Annotated in this window: 20 protein-coding genes; 11 read left to right on the plus strand and 9 right to left on the minus strand. The window is 62.4% G+C overall.

The genetic code is table 11. The features are described from left to right. Positions 1-50: 50 nt before the first annotated feature. Positions 51-2,411 carry a DNA polymerase II gene (locus tag INQ47_RS23125; protein ID WP_404702684.1) on the minus strand — a complete coding sequence of 787 codons (2,361 nt, stop codon included), beginning with the start codon at positions 2,409-2,411 and terminating at the stop codon, positions 51-53. Positions 2,412-2,477: 66 nt separating this feature from the next. After that, positions 2,478-3,668 carry an MFS transporter gene (locus INQ47_RS23130; protein ID WP_252459282.1) on the minus strand — a complete coding sequence of 397 codons (1,191 nt, stop codon included), beginning with the start codon at positions 3,666-3,668 and terminating at the stop codon, positions 2,478-2,480. Positions 3,669-3,785: 117 nt separating this feature from the next. Here INQ47_RS23130 and INQ47_RS23135 point away from each other — a divergent pair, with 117 nt between their 5' ends. Then, positions 3,786-4,682, plus strand: a complete 897-nt coding sequence (locus INQ47_RS23135; protein WP_404702691.1) for a LysR family transcriptional regulator — start codon at positions 3,786-3,788, stop codon at positions 4,680-4,682. Here INQ47_RS23135 and INQ47_RS23140 read toward each other — a convergent pair. After that, positions 4,663-5,583, minus strand: coding sequence for a LysR substrate-binding domain-containing protein (locus INQ47_RS23140; protein WP_176683892.1), 921 nt, complete (start codon positions 5,581-5,583; stop codon positions 4,663-4,665). The two genes, INQ47_RS23135 and INQ47_RS23140, sit on opposite strands and share 20 nt — an antisense overlap. 160 nt (positions 5,584-5,743) lie before the next feature. On the opposite strand from INQ47_RS23140, the gene INQ47_RS23145 reads away from it, so the two are divergent. From INQ47_RS23145 to INQ47_RS23175, 7 genes are all read left to right on the plus strand, one after another. After that, a complete protein-coding gene (locus INQ47_RS23145) occupies positions 5,744-6,532 on the plus strand; it encodes a YqcI/YcgG family protein (RefSeq protein ID WP_404702685.1) in 789 nt (262 codons plus the stop codon). Between the two features lie 2 nt (positions 6,533-6,534). After that, positions 6,535-7,161, plus strand: a complete 627-nt coding sequence (locus tag INQ47_RS23150; protein ID WP_404702686.1) for a LysE family translocator — start codon at positions 6,535-6,537, stop codon at positions 7,159-7,161. Between the two features lie 39 nt (positions 7,162-7,200). Then, the gene (locus INQ47_RS23155; protein WP_252459279.1) at positions 7,201-8,283 is read left to right on the plus strand and encodes a hypothetical protein; all 1,083 of its coding nucleotides are present in this window, start codon (positions 7,201-7,203) and stop codon (positions 8,281-8,283) included. A 138-nt stretch (positions 8,284-8,421) separates the two neighbouring features. Then, positions 8,422-9,117 carry a sel1 repeat family protein gene (locus INQ47_RS23160; protein WP_252459278.1) on the plus strand — a complete coding sequence of 232 codons (696 nt, stop codon included), beginning with the start codon at positions 8,422-8,424 and terminating at the stop codon, positions 9,115-9,117. Between the two features lie 147 nt (positions 9,118-9,264). Further along, the gene (locus INQ47_RS23165) at positions 9,265-9,957 is read left to right on the plus strand and encodes an AzlC family ABC transporter permease (protein ID WP_404702687.1); all 693 of its coding nucleotides are present in this window, start codon (positions 9,265-9,267) and stop codon (positions 9,955-9,957) included. Then, positions 9,954-10,268: an AzlD domain-containing protein gene (locus INQ47_RS23170; RefSeq protein ID WP_020193370.1), complete on the plus strand. Its 315-nt coding sequence runs from the start codon at positions 9,954-9,956 to the stop codon at positions 10,266-10,268. The genes INQ47_RS23165 and INQ47_RS23170 overlap by 4 nt, the downstream gene beginning before the upstream one ends. Continuing rightward, the gene (locus tag INQ47_RS23175; protein ID WP_404702688.1) at positions 10,265-11,110 is read left to right on the plus strand and encodes an AraC family ligand binding domain-containing protein; all 846 of its coding nucleotides are present in this window, start codon (positions 10,265-10,267) and stop codon (positions 11,108-11,110) included. The genes INQ47_RS23170 and INQ47_RS23175 overlap by 4 nt, the downstream gene beginning before the upstream one ends. Positions 11,111-11,158: 48 nt before the next feature. On the opposite strand, the gene INQ47_RS23180 is transcribed toward INQ47_RS23175, so the two are convergent. Beyond that, on the minus strand, positions 11,159-12,376 hold the full coding sequence (locus INQ47_RS23180; RefSeq protein WP_404702689.1) for an MFS transporter: 1,218 nt from the start codon (positions 12,374-12,376) through the stop codon (positions 11,159-11,161). Positions 12,377-12,832: 456 nt separating this feature from the next. On the opposite strand from INQ47_RS23180, the gene INQ47_RS23185 reads away from it, so the two are divergent. After that, a complete protein-coding gene (locus tag INQ47_RS23185) occupies positions 12,833-13,060 on the plus strand; it encodes a hypothetical protein (RefSeq protein ID WP_003250422.1) in 228 nt (75 codons plus the stop codon). Between the two features lie 50 nt (positions 13,061-13,110). On the opposite strand, the gene INQ47_RS23190 is transcribed toward INQ47_RS23185, so the two are convergent. The 5 genes from INQ47_RS23190 to INQ47_RS23210 all read right to left on the minus strand — a co-directional run bounded on the left by INQ47_RS23190 (position 13,111) and on the right by INQ47_RS23210 (position 18,571). Continuing rightward, positions 13,111-13,593, minus strand: coding sequence for a copper chaperone PCu(A)C (locus tag INQ47_RS23190; protein WP_021782842.1), 483 nt, complete (start codon positions 13,591-13,593; stop codon positions 13,111-13,113). Further along, positions 13,594-14,202: an SCO family protein gene (locus INQ47_RS23195; protein WP_104962109.1), complete on the minus strand. Its 609-nt coding sequence runs from the start codon at positions 14,200-14,202 to the stop codon at positions 13,594-13,596. It abuts the gene before it with no gap. Positions 14,203-14,398: 196 nt separating this feature from the next. After that, the gene (gene nfuA / locus INQ47_RS23200) at positions 14,399-14,983 is read right to left on the minus strand and encodes a Fe-S biogenesis protein NfuA (RefSeq protein ID WP_003250416.1); all 585 of its coding nucleotides are present in this window, start codon (positions 14,981-14,983) and stop codon (positions 14,399-14,401) included. A 58-nt stretch (positions 14,984-15,041) separates the two neighbouring features. Beyond that, positions 15,042-16,076, minus strand: a complete 1,035-nt coding sequence (locus INQ47_RS23205; protein ID WP_404702690.1) for an acyltransferase family protein — start codon at positions 16,074-16,076, stop codon at positions 15,042-15,044. A gap of 194 nt (positions 16,077-16,270) precedes the next feature. Further along, positions 16,271-18,571, minus strand: coding sequence for a fatty acid cis/trans isomerase (locus tag INQ47_RS23210; RefSeq protein WP_404702692.1), 2,301 nt, complete (start codon positions 18,569-18,571; stop codon positions 16,271-16,273). Between the two features lie 182 nt (positions 18,572-18,753). On the opposite strand from INQ47_RS23210, the gene metH reads away from it, so the two are divergent. Together metH and INQ47_RS23220 are read left to right on the plus strand one after the other, a co-directional pair. Next, positions 18,754-22,461, plus strand: coding sequence for a methionine synthase (metH, locus tag INQ47_RS23215; protein ID WP_252459273.1), 3,708 nt, complete (start codon positions 18,754-18,756; stop codon positions 22,459-22,461). A 165-nt stretch (positions 22,462-22,626) separates the two neighbouring features. Next, a complete protein-coding gene (locus INQ47_RS23220) occupies positions 22,627-22,842 on the plus strand; it encodes a DUF2970 domain-containing protein (RefSeq protein ID WP_004573790.1) in 216 nt (71 codons plus the stop codon). Positions 22,843-23,135: the final 293 nt, after the last annotated feature.

The following is a 23,135-nucleotide window of genomic DNA, read 5'->3' on the forward strand; positions in this document are numbered from 1 at the left end:
GAGTCTGAAGACTGTAGCGTCATGCTGACGCCTAGCTATCTACCACCCGCTCAGAACAGCAGTAACTGATGGTCGGTAAGACGCGCGAAATCATCGCCGACAAAGGGCAGGATGGCATCGGCCACCGGCAGGAGCTGACGGCTGATGTAGTGATCGTAGTCGATCGGTGCCTGCAGGTTTTCCAGCGGCTCAGGGCCAGCGGTGGTGATCACGTAACTGATCCAGCCCCCACGCTGGTACTGCAGGGGGCGCTTCAGACGCCTGTTGTAGTCGTCGGCAAGGCGCGCGGCACGCACATGCGGCGGCACGTTGCGCTGGTAATCGGCCAACGGGCGACGCAGGCGCTTGCGATAAACCAGCAGTTCGTCCTGCTCGCCCGCCAACGTTCGCCGCACATACTCGCGCACGTAATCACGGTAGGGCTCGCTGCGGAACACACGGCCGTAGAGTTCCTGCTGGAACTGCCGGGCCAGCGGTGACCAGTCGGTGCGCACCGATTCCAGGCCCTTGTAAACCATTTCTTCAGCACCGTCGGGCCGCTGCACCAGGCCGGCATAGCGTTTCTTGCTGCCTTCGTCGGTACCGCGGATGGTGGGCATCAGAAAGCGCCGGTAATGCACCTCGAACTGCAACTCGAGCGCACTCTGAAGGTTCATGGTCTCGTGCAGATGGGCTTGCCACCATTGGTTGACCTTTGCCACCAGCTCGCGGCCGATGCGCGCCGCGTCTGCCTCGGCATGGGCGCCCTTGAGCCAGACAAAGGTGGAGTCGGTGTCCCCGTAGATCACATCGTAGCCGCACGCCTCGATCAGGGACCTGGTCTGGCGCATGATCTGGTGGCCGCGCATGGTGATCGACGACGCCAGGCGCGGGTCGAAAAAACGGCAACCGCTGGAGCCAAGCACTCCGTAGAAGGCATTCATGATGATTTTCAAGGCCTGTGACAGCGGCGCATTGCCCTCGCGCTTGGCCGCTTCCCTGCCCTGCCACACCCGTTCGACGATGGCTGGCAGGCAGTGCTGTGTGCGTGAAAAACGCCCACCACGAAAGCCCTCGACCGAATGTGCGTCGTCCGGCAGACGCAGGCCTTCGATCAGCCCGACCGGGTCGATGAGAAAGGTACGGATGATCGACGGGTACAGGCTCTTGTAGTCCAGCACCAGCACCGAGTCGTAAAGCCCTGGCCGCGAGTCCATGACAAAGCCGCCGGGGCTGGCTTCGTCCGGGCGGCTGCCAAGGCTGGGCGCGACGAAGCCAAGGCGGTGCATCTGTGGAATGTACAAGTGACAGAACGCGGCTACCGACCCCCCGCTGCGGTCCACGGCCAACCCCGTCACCGACGCACGTTCGAGCAGGAAGTCGAGCAGCCGGGTATGGGCGAAAATGCGCGTGACCAGTTCGCAGTCCTTCAGGTTGTAGCGCGCCAGGGCCGGTTTGTCTTCGGCGAAGCGGCGATTGATTTCGTCCATGCGTTGGTACGGCGTGTCGATGGCCTTGCCTTCACCCAGCAGGGTCTGGGCAACGTTCTCCAGGCTGAACGAGGGAAAACTCCAGGTAGCCGAACGCAGCGCCTCGATGCCATCGATCAGCAGCCGCCCCGGCGCATCGGCGAAGACATGGCCGCCGCCGGCATGGCTGCGCAGGGTCATGACCGCACCGTTGCGCCCCAGGGCCAGAGGCACCTGCAACGACTTGGCGTGCTCATGCAGCAGGCGCAGGTCGAACTGCACCAGGTTCCAGCCAATGATCGCGTCCGGGTCATGCCTGGCCATCCACTGGTTGAGGCGGATGATCAAGGCGGCGCGATCGGCGCAATACTCCAGGTCGAAGTCAAGCCCGCTGGCATCGCCGTTGGCCGGGCCGAGCATGTACACCTGGCGCTGGCCGCAGCCCTCCAGCGCGATGCTGTACAGCTCGCCACGCTCGCTGGTCTCGATGTCCAGCGACACCAGGCGCAGCGCCGGGCGATAGCCTGGCAGCGGCCTGAGCTGGGCGTCCCGGTAAACGCCCTGCGCATCCGGCTGGCCAGTGAACTGCACCGGCGCCGTGATGAAGCGCTCCATGAGGTAACGCTCCGGCGGACGGATATCGGCCTCGAACACCTCGATACCGGCGGTGCGCAGACGCTGCTCCAGTTGCATCAACTGGCGATGCTGGCGGGTATAGAGGCCGAGCATCGGGCGATGCTCGAAGTCCTTCAGGCGCAGTGGCTTGAGCTTGGTCCCTGCCTCGTTGGCCAGCAGCACACGGGCATGCTCGGCCTGCGCCTGAGGAATGAAAGCCACCGACTCCTGCGCCGCCAGCCGCAACAGCCGCGGCCCGGCATCGGTGGCCAGCCAGAACTCCACGCAGGTGCCTTCCGGCGTATCGTGCCAGTGCCGGGTCAGGACAAAACCCTGCTGCAACTCCACTGCGTCGACCTCTGGATTGTCTGTAGATGGCGTTATTCTACCTGTGTCGTGCCTGGCATGAGTGTTTTAGCGCCTCCCCGCCACAAAACCGCTCCTGCGCCCGGCCACGGCCAGCAGCCAGGCCAAGGCGATCAACATCAGCACCACCCCGCCAAACCACTCAACGCCCGCCCCAGCCAGCAGCAAGCCGCCAATGATCCCGCCCAGGGCAATGGCGCAGTTCCACACCGTCACCAGCATCGACTGCGCTACGTCACCACCCGGGCCTGCGGCGTCGGCGCACGCTGTCTGCAGCAGGGTCGGGGCACCACCATAGGTCATTCCCCACAAGGCGATGCTCAAGTACACAAGCCACGACGATGCCTGCCCCAATGCCAGCGTGGCCAAGGCAAAACCGGCCAGGCTCAGCAACACCAGCTTGCGCAGGTGCCGGTCGACCAGCAGCCCTACCAGGCCGATCCCGGCCAGCGCCGACAGACCGAACACCATCAGCACAGGGCCAATGTCCGCAGCCATGCCGGCTGCCGCCAGCAACGGCACGATATAGGTGTAGAGAATGTTATGGCCAAGGATCCAGGTGAGGATCACCAGCAATACGATCAACACCCCCGGCGTGCGCAATACCTGCATGGCCGCCGGCCGCTTGCCGGCGGCCTGCCCCGGGTAGTCCGGCACGGATCGCAGCACCCACACCACCAGCAGCGACGCCACCAGCGTGACGACCACGAACGTCGCGCGCCAGCCCAACCCTGCCCCCAGCCAGGTCGCAATCGGCAAGCCGAGCGACAAGGCAATCGGCTGCCCGAGCATGGCCAGGGCCATGGCCCGGCCCTGCAACGGCACCGGCACCATGCGCCGGGCATGGCCAGCGATCAGGCCCCATGCCAGGCCGGCCGCAGCCCCCGTGAAAAAGCGCAGCACCAGGGTCAGCGTGTTGGAGTTCGACAAGGCCGTCAGCCCGTTGAAAAGCACGAAGCCGATGATCGCCAGCAACAGCGCCCGGCGCCGATACCAGCCTTGGGTCAACGTCACCAACGGGATGGCGGTCAGTAACGAGCCCAAGGCATACGCCGTGACCCATTGCCCAGCCATGGCCTGGCTGATGTGCATGCCATCGGCGATCTGGTCGAGCAGACCCGCCGGCAGGGTTTCACTGAGAATGGCGATGAAACCGGTCATGGCCAGCGCCAGCAGCCCGCCAACGGGCAGACGTTCGTTGCTGGCGGCCAGCAACGGTGGGGAAGATGTCTGGGACATTGCAAACGCCTTGAGTGGGAAACGAGGCGGACAGTCTGCAAGACCAGGCCATTGCGGAAAAAGACGGTTACAATGCCGCTCACCCAGGACATCAGCGTCCGCAATCAGGAGTGGGACATGGACAGCCTCAGCGGTTTCGTGGTCTTCAACCGGGTGGCCGAAACACGCAGCTTCGTTGCCGCCAGCCAGTCACTGGGGATCAGTGCCTCGGCAGTGGGCAAGCGCGTGGCGCGCCTGGAAAGCCGCCTGGGCGTGCGCCTGTTCCACCGCAGCACACGCAGCATCACCCTCACCGCCGAGGGCGCAATGTTCCTCGAACGCAGCCGGCGCATCCTTGCCGAAATCGAAGCCACCGAGCAGGAGCTGTCGCAGGCCAGCGAAACCCCGCGCGGCCGCCTGCGGGTGAGCATGCCGCAGGTGACCAGACTGGTAATGCCGGCACTGGCCGAGTTCATGGCCCTGTACCCACAGGTTGAACTGGACCTGGACTTCTCCGACCGCATGGTGGATATCGTCGGCGAAGGCTTCGATGTGGTGATGCGCGGCGGACAGCCGGTGGATTCCCGGCTCAGCGCCAAATTCCTGGGGCACTTTCAGCACCGTCTGGTAGCCTCGCCCGAGTACCTGCGCGAACGTGGCACACCCTTGCACCCACGCGACCTTGCGGCGCATACCTGCCTGCATTATCGCTTCCCCAGCAACGGCAAGCTGGAAACCTGGCCGCTGCGCCAGGAGCATCCCGAGCAAGCCTATGACATCCCCATCTCGATGGTCTGCAACCACGTCGAAACACGCGTCTGCTTTGCCTTGAACCACCGCGGCATTACCTGTCTGCCGGACTTCAACGTGGGTCGTGAACTGGGCAATGGCTCACTGGTCAGTGTCCTCGACGACTTCATGGAACGGCGTGGCAGCTTCTATTTGCTGTGGCCGTCGGGGCGGCAGATGCCGCCAAAGTTGCGGGTATTCATCGACTTCATGCTCGATCGGATATTCAACCGTACAGGTAGTTGATGTCCTTGTAGGCCAGCGGCGGTACCTGGCCGAGCAGGAAGTCACGCAGCTTGTGCATCTGCCGCGCTTTTGGGCTGGCCTTGAGCCAGGTCATGTAGTAACCGTCGCCCGTGGCCACGGCATGCTTGAAAGGCGTGACCAGGCGCCCGGCGGCCAGGTCGGTGCTGGCCAGTACCAGATCGACCACTGAAATGCCCAAGCCTTGCTGGGCGGCCGATATACCCTGGTCGAGGGTATCGAACACCTGCCCCTGGTCGATGCTGATATCCAGCGCATCCATTCGCGCCAGCCAACGCCGCCAGTCACGCCGGTCGGGTGACGGGTGCAGGAACTCGCATCGGGGCAGGTCGGACAGTTGCGGCTGCACCTGCGACATGTAATCCGGATGACATACCGGGATCAGCCATTCATCGAAGAGCTTGAAGCTCTCGATATCGGCGGGAAAACGCCCGCTGGCCAGGAGAATGGCGCAGTCGTAAGGCTCGGAATAGAAGTCCACGCTATCGATATCCATCCACACACTGGATAGCTGCACGCTGCAGTTGTCCTCGACCTTCTTGAACGCATCCAGCGCCCGCAGCAGCCAGCGCACCGTAAGCGTGGACGGCGCCTTCAGGCGCAGGCCGTAGCGATCCTGACGCAGCAGTGCGCAGGCATTTTCGATGATCTTGAAGCCCACCTTCAGCTCTTGCGCCAGCAGGCGGCCGTGCTCGGTCAGGCTCAATTTCGGGCCCCGACGTTCGAACAGGTCGCAGCCGAACAGGGCTTCGAGGGTCTTGATGTGGTGGCTGACGGCGCCCTGGGTCAAAGCCAGCTCTTCAGCCGCACGGGTGAAAGAGCCATAGCGAGAGGCCACCTCGAAGGCACGCAGTGCGTGCAAGGCCTGAATCCGTTCCGACATGGCGGCGTCCCGAGCATGAGTAAGACTAATAGTAGGTCATAGTTCCACGCGTTTTACAACGACAGGAGCGTCTCGGAAAATGCAGGTAAATAACAAACATCACCAAGATCCTGCCTGCATGTGACTGGAACGTTCACTTAAATCAACGCCTGGGGAAATCATGTTTACGGGATATGGAAATTGCTATCGCCTGGATGCGCTGGAGCTCGCCGCTGAACATGGTTACAACATGCAACACTGGACGTTCAAAACCATAGAACACTTCCGCAGCATTCTTGCCAACCCCGAATTCCCCTGCCTGTTCGGCCGCAAGGCGGTAAACGGCGAAACCTGCCACATTCTCTTCGCCCGCGCCGAGCAACTGGCCGATGATATCGCACAGGGCCTGGCCAATTATGTGCGCACCGTCGCACCGATCGCCCCCAAGCAGCGCATCGGCAGCCCTTTGGTGGTGTTTCTCGAAACCGCAGCCGGCAGCAGCCTGGCCGAGCAGCAGGCCCTGGCCTGGAAGGTACTGCGCGGCGTGCACGCACGCGACCCACACCCTTGGCCTCAGAGCATCCCGACCGATCCCGACGATACCGGCTGGTCGTTCTGCTATGCCGGCATGCCACTGTTCATCAACATGAACTTCCCCGGCCACCAGCAGATGAAAAGCCGCAATCTGGGGCAGCACATTACCTTCGTCATCAACCCGCGGGAGAACTTCGACGAAGTGGCCAACGCCAACACCGAGAGTGGCAAGCGCATTCGCGAGCGCATTCGCGAACGCGTGCACCACTACAACGACGGCGTTGTGCCCGACACCCTTGGCTTTTTCGGCGATACCGACAACTACGAGTGGAAGCAGTATCAACTGCAGGAGGCAGGCTCGCTCAACCCGTCACGCTGCCCGTTCCACGCCCATGCCGCACACCAGGCGACACCCGACATACTGATCGAGAACTGACCGTGAATACCGCACTCACCGCCACCTATGCCCTCACCGTGCTGCTACTGATCGCCACTCCCGGCCCGGTGGTGGCACTGATCGTCAACACTGCGGCCGCCTCCGGCTCGCGCAAGGCCATGTTCACCGCCGTCGGCACCAACTGGGCTTCACTGGTGCTGATCGGCGCGGCCGCCTGGATCATCCTCACCAGCGCCGCCATCGACAAGGCATGGCTCAGCACCATGAGCCTGCTGGGCTGCCTGTTCATCGGCTACATTGCCATCGGCACGCTGAGGGACGCCCTCCACGCACCCGCGTCAGACGCGGCGAGCGAGGCCCCCAAGGCTGGGCGCGGCGGGCTGATGCAAGGCTTCATGGTGGGCATCTCCAACCCGAAAGACATCATTTTCTTCATCGCCTTCTTTCCGCAGTTCATCCAGATCACCGAATCGTTCGGCAAGAGCATGGTGGTGCTGTCACTACTGTGGGTGGCCATCGATTTCGCCGTGCTCAGCCTGTACATCTTCGCCATCGGCAAGATCGCCTCGCAGCGCAGCAACCGCTTCATCAGCCTGGCCTCGGGCGTTGCCCTGCTGCTGATCGCCGCCGGCGGGCTGCTGTACAACCTCAAGGAACTGGCGGCCTGAATCTGCTGCACCGCACCTGGCATCGGCGAAGGAGAGACCATGACCACGACTGACACAAGCCCGTCGCCTTTGCCGCTGCAGCAGGACTACCAGCGTTTTCTCCTGCTGGGCAGTCGCCGTGCGCCCTATACCCTGCATGTGCACGAAACCGGCTACCGCTCCGGCACCATCAACACCGATGCCCTTGGCTTGCGCTACAGCCATTGCGCCGGCAAGCGCTTTTCAGCGGCCGAGCACGGTGGTGCGTCACGCATCAACCTGCTGGTCGGCGGCTCCACAGCCCTGGGCATCGGCGCCAGCTCCGACGAACACACGGTGGCCTCGCACCTGTCGATGCTCACGGGCGAAGTCTGGCTGAGCCTGGCCGGTTGCGGGCTCAATGCCACCCAGGAATTGATGATGTTCCTGACCCACCAGCACCGCCTTGGCCAGCTCGGCCATGTGGTGGTGCTCAGCGGCCTCAACAGCTTGGCCCACGAAGCCCTGTGTGAGGTCCTCGCGGGTACCAACGACCCGCAGCACGCCGGGGCCTGTCAGGCCTTTCTCAACAGTTTCAGCGAAGGCCTGCAGCCCTGCGCACCACCCCGTCGGCAGTCGCTGTGGCGGCGCATCGGCCAGGCGCTGGCGCCTCCTGCGGCCGCGGCCCCGACCAGTTGGCCGCTGTCGCCCCCGGAAAAACGGCTGGCCCGTGCCGCCGACAACATTGGCCGCACCTTGCGCCAATGGGACCGCCTGCTGGCAGACAGCCACGCCACGCTCACCTTCATCCTGCAACCATTGCTGCCCTGGTGCAGGGATACCCTGCCCGCCGGTGAGCAAGCCATGCTGACCGCGCTTCAGCAACAACCGGCGAACTTCGACCGGCTGCTGGAGGGCGCATTCGACAGACAGTTGCATTCGGCATTTTTCCGCCGCATCAAAAGCCAGGCCGACCCGGTGCCCTGCTACGACATGAACTGCATGCTCGACAGCTCGCCAGTGTTCGGCGCCGACCTGTTCATCGACCGCCTGCACCTGAACGATCTGGGCAACAATGCCTTGGCCAAGGTGATCACCGCCAAGCTTGGGCTGGCCCAGGAAAAACATGCCCAGCGCAAGGTCACGCCGATCAAGCTCGTCTGACAGTTGCCGGGTGGTCTTTCGGCAACCCCCCTTGGGTGGCTAGAATACGTCGTCGTTACGATTTGCCCGAGGCGCACGCTTGACCGCCATGAACACCGAAGCCGTCCTTCCGTACCTGGCCATCCATGGGGTTTGCCTGTGAGCCTTGTGCGACGCCTGCCCCCGCTGCTGGCTGCGCTGATGCCATTGGTCGCGCAAGCGCTGGAGGTACGCATCGACCCTCATGCCGACTTGCTCTACCGGCAGGCCTTGCCGCTGCTGGAGCAGGCCGATGACCAGAGCGACGCTGCCAGCACGCTGCGCACAGCAGTGGGGCGTGACCCTGAGCTTAGCCGCCAGGGCCAGGCCATGGCTCACACCTTGCCGACAGCGGTTGCCCTGCTGAAAAAATCGGTAGCGCTTGGCCACCCGGTCGCACAGTACCGCCTGGCGTTGTATTACATGACGTACCTGCCCGCCGCGCAAATCCCGGATGCCGCCTGCCCGTTGCTCGAAGCCAGCCTCAAGCAGGGGTTTGCCGCACCGGCGCCCGCCATCGCCACCTGGTGCCGGCCCTACAACGTCAGCAGCGAGTACCGTACAGCGCTGGAGGCCATCCCCAGCATGGCCACCGTGTACGCCCCCTACTACCCGCAACCGGCCACACGCCTGGCCTGCAACCGCAGCCGGCCACAAGGCCTGGAAATGCTGTGGGGGCGTCAGCGCGACTACCAGGCCGAGGTGTACCGCCTGCTTGGCGACCTCGACCCACCGCACCGCACGAGCCTGCTGCAGAAAGCCGTAGACATCAATGGCTGCGCAACGGCGCACCAGCTGCTGACCAGCCGCCCATAACCCAGGCTCATTCGGGGCCGCTTTGCGGCCCTGTTGTCAGGTGGCCACTGAGGTTGGGGCTAACACACGTCGGTCAGCAAGATCGTTCAAGCCATCCCCTGCCCCGTCTGTCATGCTGGCCTGCCACGTAGCCGTAATGCAGCCATCATGCCCCACATCGCCCGCCAAGCCTTTCTTCACGGCGCCATTGCCATTATCCCGTTGTCCCTGGGCGTTGCCCCTTGGGGCCTGCTGGCCGGCTCCATGGCCATCGAGGCCAACCTCAGCGCCTGGCAGGGGCAAGGGCTGTCGGCCATCGTCTTCGCCGGTGCCGCACAGCTTGTGGCCATTGGCATGCTCAAGGGGGGTGCCAACCTGGCATCGATCCTGCTCACCACCCTGCTGCTGACTTCGCAGCACCTACTGTATGGCCTGTCGATGCGCCCAGTGCTGTCCAGCCAGCCTTTGCGCTGGCGGCTCGGCCTGGGCTTTCTGCTGACCGACGAATTCTTCGCCCTGACCAGCCAGTACGACCAGCAGCAATTCAACCGCTGGTATGCCCTGGGGGTGGGCCTGACCTTCTACATCGCCTGGAACCTGTTCACCCTGGCCGGCATACTGCTGGGCCAGAACATTCCACACCTGGACCAATTCGGCCTTGATTTCTCCATTGTCGCCACTTTCGTCGCCCTGATCGCGCCGCTGGTGCGCAACCTGGCCACAGTGGTGTGCGTAGCCGTGTCGCTGTTCTGTTCGGTGCTGTTCAGCTACTGGCACTGGGAAACCGCCCTGGTGGTCGCAGGCCTGCTGGGCATGAGCGCCGGGTTCATCTGCCAGAAATTTGCCGGAGCCCGCGCATGACCTGGATCCTGATTTTCGCCATGGGTGCCATCGTGTTCCTCAACCGCTACGCATTCCTGGAGCCGCGCCTGCCCTTGCGCCTGAGCTCGAATGCCCGGCAGTTTCTCGGCTTTGCCGTGCCGGGCATGCTCACCGCCATCTGCGGCCCGATCATCTTCATGGCTGACCACCAGCTCAACCTGAGCCTGCTCAACCCCTACCTGCTGGGCTCCCTTGTGGCCATCGCCCTGGTGCTGTTGACCCGCAGCGTATTGCTGAGCATGCTGGTGAGCATGTTGATCTTCTTCCTTCTGCGCAGCTGGCTGGCATGAGCATGCCCTTGCCCGAGCAGACACACCTCTGGCAGGCGCCAGCCCTGGGCGACGTCGAGATGCTGCACGCTCGCTATTATCAGCAGCGCTTTGCCCCGCATGTGCACGAAGGCTACGTATTCACCGTGATCGAGTCGGGCGCCCAGCGCTTCTGGCACCGCGGCAGCGAGCACCTGGCACCGGTCGGCAGCATGGTGCTGATCAACCCCGACGAACTGCATACCGGCGCTACGGCCCATGAAGCCGGCTGGCGTTATCGCGGCTTCTATCCCGAGCACGAGCGGGTGACCGGTGTGCTTGACGAACTGGAACTGGGCCGCCACGGCATGCCCAGCTTCAAGGACAGCGTGATCCATGACCCGGCCCTGGCCATCGCCTTCAGCCAGCTGCATCAGTTGTCCGAAGCCAGCGCCAGCGCCTTGCAGCAGCAGACGGCCTGGCGCCAGGCGGTGCTGGCCCTGGTCCAGCGGCACGGGCAGTGCGCCGAGCCTTCGGTCCCTGGCCACGAACCCCTGGCCGTAGCCCGCGCCCGCGAACTGCTGGAAAGCCAACTGGCCGACCCGCCCTCACTGGAAACGCTGGCGGCAGCAGTCAACCTGTCGCCGTTCCACTTCGCCCGGGTGTTCCGCCAGGCCACCGGACTGCCACCCCATGCCTGGCTGAAGCAACGCCGCCTGGCCCGCGCCCGCGAAATGCTGAAGCACGGCCTGGCCGCTTCGCAAGTGGCGTTCGACCTCGGCTTTGCTGACCAGAGCCATTTGAGCCGGCAGTTCAAGCAAGCCTATGGGGTGACCCCGGGGGCGTATCGGCAAGCCTGCGTTCACTCTGCTCTACGCGCGTGAGAGGCAGCGCCCTCTCCACTTTGCGTCTATACGCCAGGCCCAAGCTATCTATGTACGATTGTCGACATCTGGGCCACACCCTTTCATGCTCCAGCGCACTGGCGCGATGAATAACATGAGCGTCATCCAGATGAAGGTTGCCGGCCCTGCAAGTACGAAGACCAAACTGGCAATCAATCCTGATACGGCATCACCCATCACGGCAGTGAAGTAATAGAGGGAGAAATTCCTGCCCACTTCATGTTCCCTCGACAGGCACTGGATGTTGGTCACGATTGCGATATCGACAAATGCACCAATGAAGCCGACTAGGAACAGCATCAGCAGGAACAGCCAGCTATTGAATTGCAGCGCCACTGCTGCAGCAAAAAACAGCCCGCCATAGAGCATCCAGTAACGCAGCACCATTCCTGCGGTTGTGCGCGGATTGAAGCGCGTGTAAAGCATGCCCCCCACCACCGTGCCTGCCGCAAGCAGTGAAAACACGTATCCTACCGCAGCTTCAGAGGCGAAGTGCTCCAGCACCGATGCCGGAAGGATAAAGCGAATCACCGACGTGGCGAACATCGCACAGAGCGTGGTACAGCCAATAACAGCGAACAACGGCGCATTGCCGGCCTTCAGCTGACTCACACTGCCCGCCGCATCCCTGATTATGGCGTACCCATCGAATGCCTGTCGGACACTACGTCTGGCAGGCGTCAGGGTAGCGATACAAATGGCCGACACGACAAGGCACATTGCAAAAAACAAGAAAGTGGCTTCTCGGGACAGCAGTAACACACAGGCCGAAAAAACCAGCGGCCCGAGAATCGAGGCGGCGTCCTCGACCACCTGGATACCGCTGTTCACCGTGGCTAACTCATCCTTTTCGACAAGGTCCGGAAAGTACGCGCGAAACGTGGGCACATAAAGGCATTCGAGCGCTGTCATGACCATTGCGAGGCCCACCAACGCAAGTAATACTGGCGTGAACACGCTGAACAAGGCAAAGAAGGAAAGTGCCAGCAGGCCTTTTGTCACCTCGATTGCTAATAGTGTGTGTTTCTTGTTGGCGTTATCTGCCAGCCAGCCACCCAATGGCGAAAACACCACACTTGGCAAGTAACGAAAAAAGTAGGCGATGCCGATCAAAAGCATATCCGCACCTGTGATGGACACGATCGCCACGGCAAATGCAGCCTCGAAGGCAAATTCACCACATTTGGAAAAGCTGTAGCCCAGCGACAGCGAACGCGTTCCAGGGTTAAGGCGCAATGCCAGCATTAGCGGGTACTTCCTGGCGACATCGCTCCTGAACACTCGGATTGTAGATTCATATGGGCACTCCTTTGAGCCGATTGAGATTGCCAAATATTGGCCAACTCAATCTAAGACTCGGCCAGGATTGAGCTCAACATGAAAGTTGTAACAACGCCGATGCTTTCTGCAAGCGAAAATCAGAAACCCGGAATTTTCCTACAACAACCATGCTTTGAATGCAGACCCGACGGCATTTTCCCGACTGTGCAGTTGAGCACTTCAACAGGTCACGTTCAGAAACCGAGCCCTGAATCCCTTGCACGGCACGAGCATCAACTTTAAACATGCTGTTTATAAGTAACGAGTTGTTACTGCGCCGCAAGAGCAGCCACTTGCAGCTGCCGCAGCGCGCCTTGCAAAGGCCGCAAGAGCCTGGCCAACCCTCTGCTACACTGACAAGGCTGAATGGAGGATCCTGCCATGTCCGAAAGAGAGCTCACCACCCTTCTGTCGTTGATGAACCAGCGCCAGGCCTGTCTGAGCAGTGCCTGCAAGGAGATTGCCGACTGGATCGACCGGCAGGGCGATGTGCCCGCCGCCGGCAAGATCCGCGCTAGCCTGAAGGCACTGGAGGCCGATGAGGCCCAGGTTCGAAAGACCCTGACGTCACTGACCCTCGACAGACCGCTGCCGCGCTTTCGTAGCTGAAAGGCGCAGCTGAAAAAGAAAAGGGCCGCTGAACGCGGCCCTTTGATCTGTCAGTGGTTCATGTGCATGTGATCATGCCCACCACCCGCGTCGGCGTTGAGTGCACGCACTTGTGCCTGAACTTCCAGGGTTTCCTTGGCGCCCTTGGCATCCTCGATGGTCAGGGTCAGAGGCACTTTGTCACCCTCCTTCACCTGATTGTGCAGGCCCATCAGCATGACATGCAGGCCATTCGGGTCCAGGGTCACTGCCTTGCCGGCTGGCAATTCGACAGCCTTGACCTCACGCATGCCCATCACGTCACCGTTCATGGTCATCTCGTGCACCTGCACGGTCTTGGCCACGGGCGAAGCCACGCCCACCAGCTTGCTGTCGCTGCTGGCAGTCAGGACCATGAAAGCACCGGTAGACTGCTGATGCGGCACGCTGGCACGCACCCAGGCATCACTCACGGTGGTCTGGGCCAGGGCCGGCAAGGCCAGCCCCATCAGTACCAGGGCAGCCAAACCGCGTTTGATCGGTTGCATCGACATTCAGCAGATCTCCATCAGGGTGACCAGGTCTTCGGCACATTCCTTGGCGTTCAGGGAATGGCCCAGGCTCAGGCGCAGGGTGCCACGTGTATCGTAGACGTAGCTGGTGGACGAGTGAGAAATGGTGTAGGTGTCTCCGGCCGGAACCTTCTCGTAGAACACCTTGAACTCCTTGGCCACGGCGGCAATTTCCTCGGGGGTGCCGGTCAGCGCGGTGAACGTCGGGTCGAAGGCCTTGACGTAGGCATCGAGCACCTCGGGCGTGTCGCGCTCCGGGTCCAGGGTGATGAACACCACCTGGAACAGGTCGCGGTCGCGGCCCCTCAGCAGCTTGCGAATCTGCGCTGCACGCGCCAGCGTGGTCGGGCAGACGGCCGGACACTGGGTGAAGCCGAAGAAGACCATCGGCATGCTGCCGTAGAAGCTCGACAGGGTGCGCACGTTACCTTGCGGGTCTTTGAGGCTGAACTTGCGCCCGAGGATATCGTTGCTCATGTTCTTGCCGTACTTGAACTCGAGCCCCCGGGCCGGGCTGCAGCCTGCCAGCAGGCCAAGCCCGAGAACGCCCATGCCGGCGACAACCGCACGCCGGGTCAAAAGATCATTCATGAAACCATCCTTTACAGGGAAGGTGCCGGCCCTCGGGACGGGCCGGTCGAAAAACCGGGGCATTCTGGCATGACACCCAGAGGGGTTCTACCCGACCAACGCGGGGATGGCCTGCAGCCCTTTGAATACGGGCTGCGGCCTGTTGTCGCAGGGCTTGAAACCGTAACACTTTGTTGCTAAGGGAGCCGCCTTCAACTCAGTAGTAGGCGTTTTCTTTCTGGCTGTGGTCAGTCACGTCACGCACGCCCTTCAGCTCCGGAATACGCTCGAGCAGGGTGCGCTCGATACCTTCCTTCAGGGTGACATCGGCCTGACCGCAACCCTGGCAACCACCACCGAACTGCAGCACGGCAATGCCGTCATCGACCACGTCCACCAGGCTCACCTGGCCACCATGGCTGGCCAGGCCGGGGTTGATCTCGGTCTGCAGGTAGTAGTTGATACGCTCGTTGATCGGGCTGTCTTCGTTGACCATCGGCACCTTGGCGTTTGGCGCCTTGATGGTCAGCTGGCCGCCCATGCGGTCGGTGGCGTAGTCGACCAGCGCGTCTTCCAGGAACGGTACGCTGACGGCGTCCAGGTAGGCAGTGAAGCTTTTCAGACCCACGGCGGTGTCGTCAGGCTTCTCTTCGCCAGGCTTGCAGTAAGCGATGCACGTCTCGGCGTACTGGGTGCCCGGCTGGGTGATGAAAATGCGAATGCCGATGCCGGGCGTATTCTGCTTGGAGAGCAGATCGGCCAGGTAGTCATGGGCGGCGTCGGTAATGGTTATAGCGCTCATGTAGGTTCCTCACAGACTTGCGGCCAAGTGTACGCCAACCCGGCCTTTGAACAAAGTCCTAGCAATTGACTCGGGAAAGCGCATATTCCGGGGCCGGCCCCCGTTGCGCCGTCAGCCAGGCCTGCATTCGCCGGTACAGGCCGCGCTCCAGCCACTGGTAGCTGAACCACGACATTAGTCCAATGGACGGCACGCACAGGGCAAATGTCAGAAACGGGTTCAGTTGCAGACGCTGGCTGGCGAACCAACCGGCATACAGCACCAGCACATGAATCAGATACACCGAGTACGAACAGTCGCCAAGGGCCTTGAGCAGCCGATTGCCCTGGAACAGCGGCTCCATGGCCACGAAGGCCAGGACGATCATCGCGCTCGGCACACCCCAGTGCAGCAAGCGCTGGGAAGCGTCCAGATAGTAGATCGCCAGGCCCGCCACACCGAGCAACGCCAGCGGCAACCACCGGCCCTGGCGGATCAGCCCGCGGCGGTACAGTACGCCGACACCAATGCCCAGCAGAAACTCGTAGATGATGTCGTTGCTGTAGAAGCGGCTGACCACGCCCATGCGCCCCAGTACCTCACTGACCAGCAACAGTGCGGCAGTCACCAGCAGCAGGTGATGCCGTTGGCGTACCAGGAAGGCCAGGCCGAACAGCAGGTAGAAGAACATCTCGAAGTTCAGCGTCCAGCCCACGTTCAGGGTCGGGTACATGCCATAACCACCAGGGTTTTCCGCCGGGATGAACAGCAGCGACAGGAACAGGTGCGGCCAGGCAAACGCCTGATGTGGCATCCATTGGCTGAATGCCAGCAGCAACATGGCCATCAGGGCGGTATAGAACCAGTAGGCCGGGACGATGCGCAGCGCCCGATTGAGCAGGAACTGGCGCGGTTCGATGGCTTTGTCGCGGGTCGACAGGTAGATGACCAGCCCACTGATGACGAAGAAGATATCGACGCCTACCGCGCCACGGTCGGTCAGCAGTTGGCCGATGGGGCCGGTGGCATGGAAGTCGAAGAAGATCTGCATGAAATGGTGGCAGACCACCACCCAGGCGGCGAACGCCCGCAGTGCCTGAAGCGAATACAGCATGGAATACCCTGCGCTTGGCGGTGCATTGAGGCCCGTATCGAGTGCAGAAGCCGGCGCCAGCCTTGATGGCAGCGCCGTACCTGTTGTAGGAGCGGGTTCACCCGCGAAGGGCTGCAAAGCAGCCCCCTTTGCAATCGATCAAGACCACCCACCCGTTCCGACCGCAAGGTACTCGGAAAAGTCAGCCAACCCGATCAGAGGTTCTCGTAGCGGTTCATGTCCAGCACGCCCGCCTCGACCGGTTCGGTCTCCTTGATATAGCTGTTCAGGTCGTGGAAGTAGTGCCAGAACGCTGGGTGACTGCGGCGCACACCCCAGCGCATGACAATGCGCTCGAACTTCGCCGCGTCATCTTTCGCATACTCCATGTCCTCGACGAACTCCGGCACATCCTTGGTCGGGATGTTGAAGATGAAGTTCGGGTAGCTGGTGAGCACACCGGGGTACAGGGTCAGGGTATCCAGCCCCGGCTGGTAGCGGTACGCCTCACCCAGCAGGAACGCCACGTTGCTGTGCGCGCGGTTGCGCAGCAGGCTGTACACCTGACGCTGGCCGTCCTGCCCTTCGATACGCAGCATGGTCGCCTCGGGCAACTGGTTGATCACCTTCAGCCCGGCCGCCGGACGCGACACCAGACGGCTGAGCGACTGCTCGGCATTGCGGAACTCTTCGCTGATCTGCGGCCGTGAGCAGAACGCGCCCTGGCAGCGATTGATCGGGTCCGGCGCGGCATTCAGGCTGCCGGTGCGCTGCAGCAGCTTCAGGCCAAAGTCGCGTTTGGGGTTGCGCGAGTCGAGCTTGATGCCACTCGGGGTGTCGGTGTCGATGTCTTCATAATCCATCCACATCTTCACCTTGCCGCTGTTCTGGTACCAGTCGCCAAGAATCGCCTTACGCTGGTCGGCCGGCATCAGGCGCAGGAAGTTGATCTCGGCGCCGTTGCGGATCAGGTCGAAGTACAGGCGCGTCTGCAACTGGTGTGAAACGTTGCCATACACATCGAAGTTGACCGCCAACTGGTAATACGTGCGCTCGAACAACGGGTAGTCGAACAGCCACACGGTCAGCGGCACATCACCCACTAGGCCCTTGGTCACCGATGCGCTGTCGAAGTGGCGGAAGATGCTCAGCAGCGCATTGTCGTTACCGGCCCACAGTGTCGACCATCTCGGTGCCGGCATTTCGGCATAGGCTTCACGGCGCAGTTTTTCGTAGTCGTTGCGCTTGTCACGATAGGCGTGCCACAGGCTCAGCACACTGCCCACGTCATCGATCTGGCCAGGCATGGCCAGCAACGGCGTGGCCTCGCCCCGGTACTCGGCATCGGTGATGTAGCGATCGAAGGCCGGCTCCTGGAACAGCGCCCAGAAGTTGTCGCGGATCACGTCAGTGGCAATCTGCCCGCGGCACACCGGGCCACGGATGAAGGTGCGCACGAAGTACTCGGCGTTATCCAGCATGAACTGGTAGCGCGCCACTGCCGGGATCGCCTCGAAGGTTTCAAACGGGTTGGACCGGTGGCGCGGGCCGTAGCCCGGAAGCGCGGTGGCATGCCAGTCGCCGGCGTAGAACAGCTGCTTCACGCGCTTGAGTTTCTGCGGCCCCATCGGGTAGGTGATGTGCGTCTTGTGCACGATCACGCCCTGCACCGGGATCAACCGGTAGTAGAAGTCCGTGCCCGGCGGGTCGTTGGGGCGGCGGGTGGCAATGATATCGACCGGCTTGCCACTTGGCGTGCGCGAGCGCACCCACTGGAAGAAGTGGCCCTGCTCGCCGCCAACGAAGTAGATATGTGCCAGGAACAGGTGCTCGTACAGCCAGCGGCCCACCAGCGCCTCGGTGGAACCCGGGCGGTTGAGCAGTTCTTCCCACTCTGCGATTTGCCTGGCTTCGGCCGCGCTCGGCTGGATCGGCTGATACTCCACCGGCGCACCGGCCGCCAGCCAGCGGCGCATGGTGGCGTATTCGTCGTCGGTCAGCCCGGTCACCGCCAGCGGCATGCCCTCCTTGGGATGTGCGCCGGCATAGGCGTCGAATTCATCGGGCAACGGGCACATGTTGTTGCGGCTCAGGCCCAGGACGATCTCTTCGGGCAGCTTGGCGTTGGGCGTAAGCGGGGTCTTGTGGCCCAACTCCAGCATGCGCGCCATCAGCGCGGCCTGACCGCCCTGGTTGTCGAGCACCGAGTAGAAGCCTTTCTTGCGCCATTGCTCTTCGCTGTGTGCGTCGTAGAACAGCCGCGTGGTGGGCACCGCCTTGCTCCGCTCGCCCTGGTACACCGGGACCTTGCTGGCCCCGCGTACAGCGCCTTCAGGGCTTTCCAGCTTCAGCTGGCAGGCGGCGTCGTTGCAGGCATGGCAGGCCACGCACTTCTCGGTAAAGATCGGTTGAATGTCCCGGGTGTAGGAAATGGCCGGGCTCGACTGGGGGGCTTGCCCGAATGCCGCGCCGCTGATGAGCAGGGCGAAGGCGCCAGCAAGGATACGATGCACCATGTGCGGAAAGTCCTGGTTCTTGAAAGCCATCACGATTTGTTGCCTGGTCATCCTGGGTGCTTTGCGCTGTCAGCGCCCGCTCAACATGAGCAGTTTTCATGCAAATGGGCGACATGCCTAAAAACCGCGCAGCTTTGTTATGATTCGGCACCTTCTGATATTTGCCCGACCAGGTAGTTCCTATGTCCGACCGCAGCGCTCGTCTCCAAGCACTCCAGAACGCACTCAAAGAGCGCATCCTGATCCTCGACGGCGGCATGGGTACTATGATCCAAAGCTACCGTCTAGAGGAACACGACTATCGTGGCACGCGTTTTGCCGATTGGCCAAGCGATGTGAAGGGTAACAACGACCTGTTGCTGCTCAGCCGCCCGGACGTGATCGCCGCCATCGAGAAGGCTTACCTGGATGCCGGTGCCGATATTCTCGAAACCAACACCTTCAACGCCACGCAGATTTCCCAGGCCGACTATGGCATGGAGTCGCTGGTTTACGAGCTGAACGTCGAAGGCGCGCGCATCGCTCGCCAGGTTGCCGATGCCAAGACCCTGGAGACGCCGGACAAGCCGCGCTTCGTCGCCGGCGTGCTCGGCCCTACCAGCCGGACCTGCTCGATTTCCCCGGACGTCAATGACCCAGGGTTCCGCAACGTCACCTTCGACGAGTTGGTAGAAAACTACATCGAGGCCACCCGCGGCCTGATCGAAGGCGGCGCCGACCTGATCCTGATCGAGACCATCTTCGACACCCTCAACGCCAAGGCGGCGATCTTCGCCGTGCAGCAAGTGTTCGAGGACGACAACGTCGAACTGCCGATCATGATCTCCGGCACCATCACCGACGCCTCCGGCCGTACCCTGTCGGGCCAGACCACCGAAGCGTTCTGGAACTCGGTGCGTCACGCCAAGCCGATTTCCGTGGGCCTGAACTGCGCCCTGGGCGCCAAGGACCTGCGCCCGTACCTGGAAGAGCTGGCGACCAAGGCCGATACCCATGTGTCCGCCCACCCCAATGCCGGCCTGCCGAATGCCTTCGGCGAGTACGACGAAACCCCGGCCGAGATGGCTGCGGTGGTCGAGGAATTCGCGGCCAGCGGCTTCCTCAACATCATTGGCGGCTGCTGCGGCACCACGCCGGGGCACATCCAGGCCATTGCCGAAGCCGTGGCCAAGTACAAGCCGCGCGAGATTCCGGAAATCGCCAAGGCCTGCCGCCTGTCGGGCCTGGAGCCGTTCACCATCGACCGCCAGTCGCTGTTCGTCAACGTCGGTGAGCGCACCAATATCACCGGTTCCGCCAAGTTCGCCCGGCTGATCCGCGAAGAGAACTATACCGAAGCCCTGGAAGTCGCCCTGCAACAGGTCGAGGCCGGCGCCCAGGTAATCGACATCAACATGGACGAAGGGATGCTCGACTCCCAGGCGGCCATGGTCCGGTTCCTCAACCTGATCGCGGGTGAACCGGACATTTCGCGCGTACCGATCATGATCGACTCGTCCAAATGGGAAGTGATCGAAGCCGGCCTCAAGTGCATCCAGGGCAAGGGGATCGTCAACTCCATTTCCATGAAGGAAGGCGTCGAGCAGTTCAAGCACCACGCCCGCCTGTGCAAGCGCTATGGTGCTGCCGTGGTGGTCATGGCCTTCGACGAAGTCGGCCAGGCCGACACTGCCGCGCGCAAGAAGGAAATCTGCCAGCGCAGCTATGACATCCTGGTCAACGAAGTGGGCTTCCCGCCAGAAGACATCATCTTCGACCCGAACATCTTCGCCGTCGCCACCGGTATCGACGAACACAACAACTACGCCGTCGACTTCATCGAGGCCTGTGCCTATATCCGCGACCACCTGCCCCACGCCCTGAGCTCGGGCGGTGTGTCCAACGTGTCGTTCTCGTTCCGCGGCAACAACCCGGTGCGTGAGGCGATCCACTCGGTGTTCCTGTATCACGCGATCCAGAACGGCCTGACCATGGGTATCGTCAACGCCGGCCAGCTGGAGATCTACGACGAGATCCCGGCCCAGCTGCGTGAGAAGGTCGAGGATGTGGTGCTCAACCGCACCCCGCATGGCACCGATGCACTGCTGGCCATCGCCGACGACTACAAGGGCGGCGGCGCAACCAAGGAAGTGGAAAACGAAGAGTGGCGCTCGCTGCCGGTGGAAAAACGCCTGGAGCACGCGCTGGTCAAGGGCATCACCGCGTTCATCGTCGAAGACACCGAAGCATGCCGCCAGCAGTGCGCGCGCCCCATCGAAGTGATCGAAGGCCCACTGATGAACGGCATGAACGTGGTCGGCGACCTGTTCGGCGCGGGCAAGATGTTCCTGCCGCAGGTGGTCAAGTCGGCCCGGGTGATGAAACAGGCCGTTGCTCACCTGATCCCGTTCATCGAGGCCGAAAAAGGCGACAAGCCGGAAGCCAAGGGCAAGATCCTGATGGCCACGGTAAAAGGCGACGTGCACGACATCGGCAAGAACATTGTCGGCGTGGTGCTGGGCTGTAACGGATACGACATCGTCGACCTTGGCGTGATGGTGCCGGCGGAGAAGATCCTGCAGACGGCCCGCGAGCAGAAGTGCGACATCATCGGCCTGTCCGGCCTGATTACCCCGTCGCTGGACGAAATGGTCCACGTTGCCCGCGAAATGCAGCGCCAGGGCTTCGAACTGCCGCTGATGATCGGCGGCGCCACCACCTCCAAGGCGCACACGGCGGTCAAGATCGAGCCCAAGTACAGCAACGACGCGGTCATCTACGTCACCGACGCTTCGCGCGCGGTCGGCGTGGCCACCCAACTGCTGTCCAAAGAACTGAAGCCGGGCTTTGTCGAGAAAACCCGCCTGGAATACGTGGACGTGCGCGAGCGCACCGCCAACCGCAGCGCCCGCACCGAGCGCCTCAGCTACGCCCAGGCGATCGCTGCCAAGCCGCAGTACGACTGGGCCGGCTACCAGCCAGCGGTGCCCTCCTTCACCGGCGTCAAGGTGCTGGAGGACATCGATTTGCGCACCCTGGCCGAATACATCGACTGGACCCCGTTCTTCATCTCCTGGGACCTGGCCGGCAAGTTCCCGCGCATCCTCACCGACGAGGTGGTTGGCGAGGCCGCTACGGCGCTGTACAAGGATGCCCGCGAGATGCTCGACAAGCTGATCGACGAGAAGCTGATCAGTGCCCGCGCGGTATTCGGCTTCTGGCCGGCCAACCAGGTGGCCGATGACGACATCGAAGTCTACGGTGAAGACGGCCAGGCACTGGCCACCCTGCACCACCTGCGCCAGCAGACCATCAAGCCGGACGGCAAGCCCAACTGGTCGCTGGCCGACTTCGTTGCACCGAAAGACAGTGGCGTTACCGACTACGTAGGTGGTTTCATCACCACCGCCGGCATTGGTGCCGAGGAAGTGGCCAAGGCTTACCAGGACAAGGGCGACGACTACAGCTCGATCATGGTCAAGGCCCTGGCCGACCGCCTGGCCGAAGCCTGTGCCGAATGGCTGCACGAGCAGGTGCGTAAAGAGCACTGGGGCTATGCCCACGACGAGCACCTGGACAACGAGGCGCTGATCAAGGAACAGTACAGCGGCATCCGCCCTGCTCCGGGCTACCCGGCCTGCCCCGACCACACCGAAAAGGAAACCCTGTTCCGCCTGCTCGATGGCACCGCCATCGGTGAAACCGGGCCGAGCGGGGTGTACCTCACCGAGCACTTCGCGATGTTCCCGGCGGCGGCGGTCAGCGGCTGGTACTTCGCCCACCCGCAGGCGAAGTATTTTGCCGTCGGCAAGGTCGACAAGGACCAGATCGAACGTTACAGCGCGCGCAAAGGCCAGGACATCAGCGTGAGCGAGCGCTGGCTGGCGCCTAACCTGGGGTATGACAGCTAAACGACTGCGCCGGCTTCTTCGCGGGTTCGCCCACACAGGTATGAAACAGGCCTCAAGGGCCGTGATTTACCTGTGTGGGCGAACCCGCGAAGAGGCCGGCACAGGCAACCTCGCAGCCATTGCCTACACTGTCCCTGATTGCCTCTGATTTCCTCAGGAGCCACCATGGACGATTCCAGCCAGGGCAAACCCCCGACCTTCTGGCAGATGCTACACAGCATCCTCGCTGCCGCCTTCGGCGTGCAAAGCGGCAAAAACCGCGCACGCGACTTCACCCACGGCAAGGCCAGCCACTTCATTGCGCTGGGGGCGCTGTTCACCCTGGTGTTCATTGCGGTATTGATCGGGCTGGTGCAGTTGGCCCTGCACCTGACCCGCTAACCTGTGCCGGCCTCTTCGCGGGTAAACCCGCGCCTACAGCGGCCTGCGCCCAACCAACGATACGTGTGTAGGAGCGGGTTTACCCGCGAATACGGTCGCGACGGCAACGGTGAACGGCGGGTGGTAATTGGCCAGCAGGCCCGGCCCTTTCGCGGGTGAACCCGCTCCTACGGCGGCCTGTGTCCAACCCCCGATGTGTGTCCACCACCGATCTGTGTAGGAGCGGGTTTACCCGCGAATACGGTCGCGGCGGCAACGGTGAACGGCGGGTGGTAATTGGCCAGCAGGCCCGG

It is taken from the genome of Pseudomonas sp. 3HC3, from assembly GCF_044904505.1.
GTDB lineage: Bacteria > Pseudomonadota > Gammaproteobacteria > Pseudomonadales > Pseudomonadaceae > Aquipseudomonas > Aquipseudomonas putida_Y.

What these genes read in the sequence shown, in the direction of transcription:
- INQ47_RS23130 (WP_252459282.1), bottom strand. Translation starts at nt 3,668, where the DNA reads ATGTCCCAGACATCTTCCCCACCGTTGCTGGCCGCCAGCAACGAACGT.
- INQ47_RS23135 (WP_404702691.1), top strand. Translation starts at nt 3,786, where the DNA reads ATGGACAGCCTCAGCGGTTTCGTGGTCTTCAACCGGGTGGCCGAAACA.
- INQ47_RS23140 (WP_176683892.1), bottom strand. Translation starts at nt 5,583, where the DNA reads ATGTCGGAACGGATTCAGGCCTTGCACGCACTGCGTGCCTTCGAGGTG.
- INQ47_RS23145 (WP_404702685.1), top strand. Translation starts at nt 5,744, where the DNA reads ATGTTTACGGGATATGGAAATTGCTATCGCCTGGATGCGCTGGAGCTC.
- INQ47_RS23155 (WP_252459279.1), top strand. Translation starts at nt 7,201, where the DNA reads ATGACCACGACTGACACAAGCCCGTCGCCTTTGCCGCTGCAGCAGGAC.
- INQ47_RS23165 (WP_404702687.1), top strand. Translation starts at nt 9,265, where the DNA reads ATGCCCCACATCGCCCGCCAAGCCTTTCTTCACGGCGCCATTGCCATT.
- INQ47_RS23170 (WP_020193370.1), top strand. Translation starts at nt 9,954, where the DNA reads ATGACCTGGATCCTGATTTTCGCCATGGGTGCCATCGTGTTCCTCAAC.
- INQ47_RS23175 (WP_404702688.1), top strand. Translation starts at nt 10,265, where the DNA reads ATGAGCATGCCCTTGCCCGAGCAGACACACCTCTGGCAGGCGCCAGCC.
- INQ47_RS23180 (WP_404702689.1), bottom strand. Translation starts at nt 12,376, where the DNA reads ATGCTGGCATTGCGCCTTAACCCTGGAACGCGTTCGCTGTCGCTGGGC.
- INQ47_RS23185 (WP_003250422.1), top strand. Translation starts at nt 12,833, where the DNA reads ATGTCCGAAAGAGAGCTCACCACCCTTCTGTCGTTGATGAACCAGCGC.
- INQ47_RS23190 (WP_021782842.1), bottom strand. Translation starts at nt 13,593, where the DNA reads ATGTCGATGCAACCGATCAAACGCGGTTTGGCTGCCCTGGTACTGATG.
- INQ47_RS23195 (WP_104962109.1), bottom strand. Translation starts at nt 14,202, where the DNA reads ATGAATGATCTTTTGACCCGGCGTGCGGTTGTCGCCGGCATGGGCGTT.
- nfuA (WP_003250416.1), bottom strand. Translation starts at nt 14,983, where the DNA reads ATGAGCGCTATAACCATTACCGACGCCGCCCATGACTACCTGGCCGAT.
- INQ47_RS23205 (WP_404702690.1), bottom strand. Translation starts at nt 16,076, where the DNA reads ATGCTGTATTCGCTTCAGGCACTGCGGGCGTTCGCCGCCTGGGTGGTG.
- INQ47_RS23210 (WP_404702692.1), bottom strand. Translation starts at nt 18,571, where the DNA reads ATGGTGCATCGTATCCTTGCTGGCGCCTTCGCCCTGCTCATCAGCGGC.
- metH (WP_252459273.1), top strand. Translation starts at nt 18,754, where the DNA reads ATGTCCGACCGCAGCGCTCGTCTCCAAGCACTCCAGAACGCACTCAAA.
- INQ47_RS23220 (WP_004573790.1), top strand. Translation starts at nt 22,627, where the DNA reads ATGGACGATTCCAGCCAGGGCAAACCCCCGACCTTCTGGCAGATGCTA.